Origin of the sequence: Thiohalophilus sp. (assembly GCF_031581315.1) — a bacterium.
GTDB lineage: Bacteria > Pseudomonadota > Gammaproteobacteria > UBA6429 > Thiohalophilaceae > Thiohalophilus.
The window spans coordinates 1-4,840 of the sequence record NZ_JAVLAZ010000131.1; the positions used below are offsets into that span (position 1 = coordinate 1).

General features: G+C 58.3%; 4 protein-coding genes. All 4 read right to left on the bottom strand.

Annotation, left to right across the window (positions count from 1 at the left end; all coding sequences use genetic code 11):
* Positions 1–35: 35 nt before the first annotated feature.
* The 4 genes from fliE to RI563_RS12580 all read right to left on the bottom strand — a co-directional run bounded on the left by fliE (position 36) and on the right by RI563_RS12580 (position 4,684).
* Positions 36–377: a flagellar hook-basal body complex protein FliE gene (gene fliE, locus RI563_RS12565; RefSeq protein WP_310694729.1), complete on the bottom strand. Its 342-nt coding sequence runs from the start codon at positions 375–377 to the stop codon at positions 36–38.
* Positions 378–412: 35 nt separating this feature from the next.
* Positions 413–1,825, bottom strand: a complete 1,413-nt coding sequence (locus tag RI563_RS12570) for a sigma-54 dependent transcriptional regulator (RefSeq protein WP_310694730.1) — start codon at positions 1,823–1,825, stop codon at positions 413–415.
* An 18-nt stretch (positions 1,826–1,843) separates the two neighbouring features.
* The gene (locus RI563_RS12575; protein ID WP_310694731.1) at positions 1,844–3,040 is read right to left on the bottom strand and encodes a sensor histidine kinase; all 1,197 of its coding nucleotides are present in this window, start codon (positions 3,038–3,040) and stop codon (positions 1,844–1,846) included.
* A gap of 156 nt (positions 3,041–3,196) precedes the next feature.
* Positions 3,197–4,684 (bottom strand): sigma-54 dependent transcriptional regulator, encoded by a 1,488-nt coding sequence (locus RI563_RS12580; protein ID WP_317622894.1) that lies wholly within the window; start codon positions 4,682–4,684, stop codon positions 3,197–3,199.
* Between the last annotated feature and the right edge of the window lie 156 nt (positions 4,685–4,840).

Sequence of the window (4,840 nt, forward strand, 5' to 3'; positions counted from 1 at the left end):
CCCTCAACCATCTGGCGACCTCGCTACTTCACGCCTCACACCTGCATATTCATGATTTCCTGGTAGGCACTAACCAGTTTGTTACGCACCTGCAGCATCGCCTCAAATGAGACACTGGACTTTTGCATGGCGATCATCACCTCGGATAACTGCACATTGGGGTCGCCCTGCTGAAAGGCATCTGTCAGCTGCTTGGCTTCCTGCGAGGCGTTATTCACTTCGTTGATGGACTGTTTGAGCAGATCGGCAAAGTCGGACTGGCCATTGACGGTTTCCTCATTGCCCTGGATACCCTGGGTTTGCGCACCCTGGGCCTGGGTTGCCATGGACCGCATCTGGGCCAGCAGCATATCGGGGGTAATCGTCGTGTTGCTCATCGGTTCACTCTCCGTCTTGGATAGATCTAATTCATTCAGGCGGTTTCAAAGCCGTTGGCTTCGGGGACACGGATCCCGGCCTCGCGCATCCGGGCCAGCTTGTAACGCAGGGTGCGCTGACTGATGCCCAGCTGCTCGGCCGTGACCTTGCGACTGCCATATTTTTTAATGGCATTGAGGATCAGATCCCATTCTCGATGACGCAGATCCTGATTCAGCGAATCGGCATCCGTTTCATTTTCCGCGTCAGACTGCGCAGCCGGCATCGGTTGTGATGTTGCGACCGGTGCCGGGGTAATCGCCGCGGTCTCCTGGACAGGCACTGTGGCCGTTTCAAAATGAATATCGCCGGCCTCGATCGACTCGCCATTTTGCAAAATCATGGCTCGCTGCATCACGTTATCCAGTTCGCGAATGTTGCCGGGCCAACAATGGCTTTGCAGTCGTTGCACTGCGGCTTCATCCAGTCGCGGAATAATCCGTCCCTCGTTACGCGCCTGCTTTTCCAGCAAACGCTCGGCGAGCGGGCCGATATCCTCAATCCGTTCGCGCAAAGGCTGCAGGTGCAGGGGGAACACATTCAGACGGTAAAACAGATCCTCGCGAAACCGGCCTTCAGCCACCACCTGACGCATATCGCGATTCGAGGTCGCCAGCACCCGGACATCCAGCTGAATGACATTATTGCCTCCCAGACGCTCCACTTCACGCTCCTGCAAGACACGCAGCAACTTGGCCTGCAGGCCGATATCCATTTCCGAGATTTCATCCAGCAACAGCGTGCCACCCTGGGCCTGTTCGAACTTGCCGGGGCTGGCCTTGTAGGCACCGGTATAGGCCCCTTTTTCATAGCCGAACAGCGTGGCTTCCAGCATATTCTCGGGAATTGCGGCGCAGTTGATCGCCACGAATGGCTGTTCGGCGCGACCGGAATGTTGATGAACGAAGCGCGCCAGGACTTCCTTGCCGACCCCGCTTTCGCCGGTGATCATGACCGTGGCCTCGCTGTCGGCCACCTTGCGCGCCATGGCGGCCAGCTCCTGGGAAGACGGTGCCACGGCCACCATGTCGGTTTCGGCTTCGGGCTGACCGATGTACTGTCCCACCATGTTGACCAGCACTTCGGCCTCAAAGGGCTTCACCAGATAGTCGGCGGCGCCTTCGCGCATGGCATCCACCGCCTGCTGAATCGTTCCGTAAGCGGTCATCAACATGACAGGGGTATCGGGATACTGGCTACGCAGCCGCTTGAGCAGGGTTTCGCCATCCATCTTCGGCATGTTGATATCGCTGACCACGATATCGAAGTGCTGCTGTTCCATCGCCCGCAACGCCTCGAGACCGTTGGCTGTCACAACACTCTCATACCCGGCAAGCTTCAGGGTGTCCTGCAGCGCTTCCGCCAGGGCGTCGTCATCTTCCACCACCAGTATGCTGGATGCAGTCATCTCTGCCTCCTCGTTGAGTTATGCCAGTTGCCCGGCCATCTGTTCGCCCGGTTGTTGGCGGTCATCGGCCTGAACCGGCAGATACAAAATAAACGTCGTGCCCTTGCCGGGCTGCGATTCCAGTTCAATCCGTCCTTTGTGGTTGCGGGTAATCGCCTCAACCACAGCCAGCCCCAGCCCCGTGCCATCCTTGCGGGTGGTATAGAAGGGACTGAAAATTTCCGCCTGTTTGTCGGCCGCAATCCCCGGGCCGGTATCGCTGATCCGGATCACCAGCGACTGCCCATCGCTTTCGGCGCCCAGTGTCAGACAGCCCCCGTCGGGCATGACCTGAATCGCATTCATGGCCAGGTTCAACAGCCCGCTGAGCAACATCTGTCGATTGCCCTGTATCACGCGACCGTCACTGTCATCATAAGACTCGAACTGGATACCGCTGTGGCGCAGGCTGGTTTCGATATTGGCCTGCAGATCCCGGAACAGATCGCCGGCGGTAAACGATTCTTCGCTGACGGTACCGCGACGCGCGTACATCAACATGTTGTCGATCACCTGCTCCAGATGGCGCAGGCGCGAAAAAATTTTCTCCGCGGCATGGATGCGATCCTCGTCTTTGAGGGTCTGTCGTTTCAGTTGCGAGGCATATAACAATGCCGAGGCGATTGGGGTGCGAATCTGGTGTGCCAGGGAGGCGGCAGTTTCGCCCATGGCCGCCAGGCGTTGTTGCTGGTTGAGGCGATCCTGCATGCGCCGGATTTCGGTCACGTCCATCAGCAACAGGATCTGTCCCGGCTCGGCGCCCAGCGGGCAGGTAGAGATGTTCACCCGACGACCGTCGCGTAATGAAACGTCGGTGCCATCATCCGGCCCGGGAGCAAAGGCGCGGGCGATCACGGCGGACCAGGGTTGTTGCAGCAACGGTTCGCCCAGCAATTCGCCGGCGGCGGGATTGTGTTCCTGGATCTGCCCCTGACCGTCGAGCACCACCACGCCGCCGGGCAGCACGTCCAGCAGCAGAGCGAGGCGGTTGGCCAGCCGTTCCTTTTCAGTCAGTTCGCGAAACCGCTCGTCATGCGCGGCAGCCAGTTCCTGGTTCAGTTCGGTCACCCGCGATTCCAGGATCTGGTAGGACTCGGTCAGCTGACGGGAGAGCTGGTTGAAGGTATTGAACGCCTCTTCCAGGGCCCGGGACTGACTGGGGGTTTCTTCTGCCATACGGTACTCGTCCGGTTGCATTCCTATGACGCCTAAATTGACACACAGGAAACCAGGAGCAAGAACCGTGCCTGAATCGGTTTCTATTGAAATTCAACAAGTTGGGAGTTTGAAATCGTCGGGGGTCAAAATCCTGTCACCGCGGGACAGGGCGGTTCAGGCGGTTTCGACCCGTTGCAGGCCGAGCTTGCGCATTTTCTCCACCAGGGTGGTACGGCGCATATTCAGGCGCTTGGCGGCATGCGCCACCACCCCTTCGGCATCATCCAGCGCCTGCTTGATGAGGGAATACTCGATTTCCTGCAGATGTTCGCGCAGATCCAGGCCGTCGGTGGGCAGACGCGCCGGCTCGCCGGCCACCTGCCGCTGTGGCTGGACATCCAGCTCCAGCAGCGCGTCGTCCTCAATCTCAGATTCGAGCACCTCAACTTCGATACCGTCACGGTATTTCTCCGGCAGATCCCGGACATCCACCAGCCCGTTGGGGAACATGATCACCAGTCGCTCGATGAGATTGGCCAGCTCGCGTACGTTACCCAGCCATTCATAGTCGCTCAGCGCCACCAGCGCCGGCCGGGTGAACCGCACCGAACGCTGCTGTTCGTGCTCGATGCGGGTCACCAGCTCGCCAATCAGCAGCGGAATGTCGCCACGACGCTCGCGCAGGGGTGGCATTTCGATGGGAAACACATTCAGCCGGTAATAGAGATCCTCGCGGAAACGTCCGGCACTGATCTCCTCTTCAAGGTCACGATGGGTCGCGGCGACAATCCGCACATCGGCTTCGATGCTCTTGTTGCTGCCGACCCGCTCAAACAACCGCTCCTGAATGACCCGCAACAGCTTGACCTGCATGGACAACGGCATATCACCGATTTCATCCAGAAACAGGGTGCCGCCCCGCGCCATTTCAAAGCGCCCCTGGCGGGCGGTCAGGGCGCCGGTAAAGGCGCCTTTTTCATGCCCGAACAGCTCACTTTCGAGCAGATCGGGCGGGATAGCGCCGCAGTTAACCGGCACGAACGGTTTTTGCCGGCGACCGGAATGATAATGCAGATTCCGCGCGACCACTTCCTTGCCTGTGCCTGATTCCCCGAGAATCAGGACATTGGCATCGGCGCCGGCCACCTGCTCGATCTGTTTGCGCACCTCCTGAATCGCCGCACTTTTCCCCACCAGGCTGCGGAAGAGGGTCTGGGATCCGCTGCCGGGCTGTTCAACCTGGCGCCGATGGATATCAGCCTGATGCAGGGCATGATAGAGCTGGCGATATTTGAGGGGATATTCGATCTTGCCGGCAATATAGCCCCCGGCAAAACGGCTGTCGTTATCGGGATTGCCGCGTTCACTGACCAGAAGAATGGGGATCTCCCGGGGAAAGTAATCGTGCAGGGCCTTGAGTTCTTCCAGCGTGGTGGCATCTTCCGAGTGTCGGCCCAGAACAATCACATCCAGTTGCACATCGTTGTGATTGGCCGCTTTCCACTCGCCGTAATCACAACGCTGGATGCTGCCGTAATCGATGAAATCGAATAACAGGCTCAGCTCTTCGGCTCGCTCATCGTCGCAATCGACCAGCAATAGATGCTGTGCCAGCCTGTCCGGGTCGTTGTGGGGCAGATGATCGTCGGCTGGATTATTCACAAGGCAAAATTAACCGGTAAATGTTGTGGTTTATTAGAGGTCAGGTGAAATACTAATCAGTGCCTGGCACCATGTCAAAATATTGTCACCGGGTTAACAAAAAGTTAACCTGCAAGGCATTGTCAGGTGCAGGGCTGACAGCACGATCTCTGTAAT

Bases quoted from the DNA above. Each gene is read 5' to 3' on its own strand.
- RI563_RS12575 (WP_310694731.1), bottom strand. From the start codon at position 3,040: ATGGCAGAAGAAACCCCCAGTCAGTCCCGGGCCCTGGAAGAGGCGTTC.
- fliE (WP_310694729.1), bottom strand. From the start codon at position 377: ATGAGCAACACGACGATTACCCCCGATATGCTGCTGGCCCAGATGCGG.
- RI563_RS12570 (WP_310694730.1), bottom strand. From the start codon at position 1,825: ATGACTGCATCCAGCATACTGGTGGTGGAAGATGACGACGCCCTGGCG.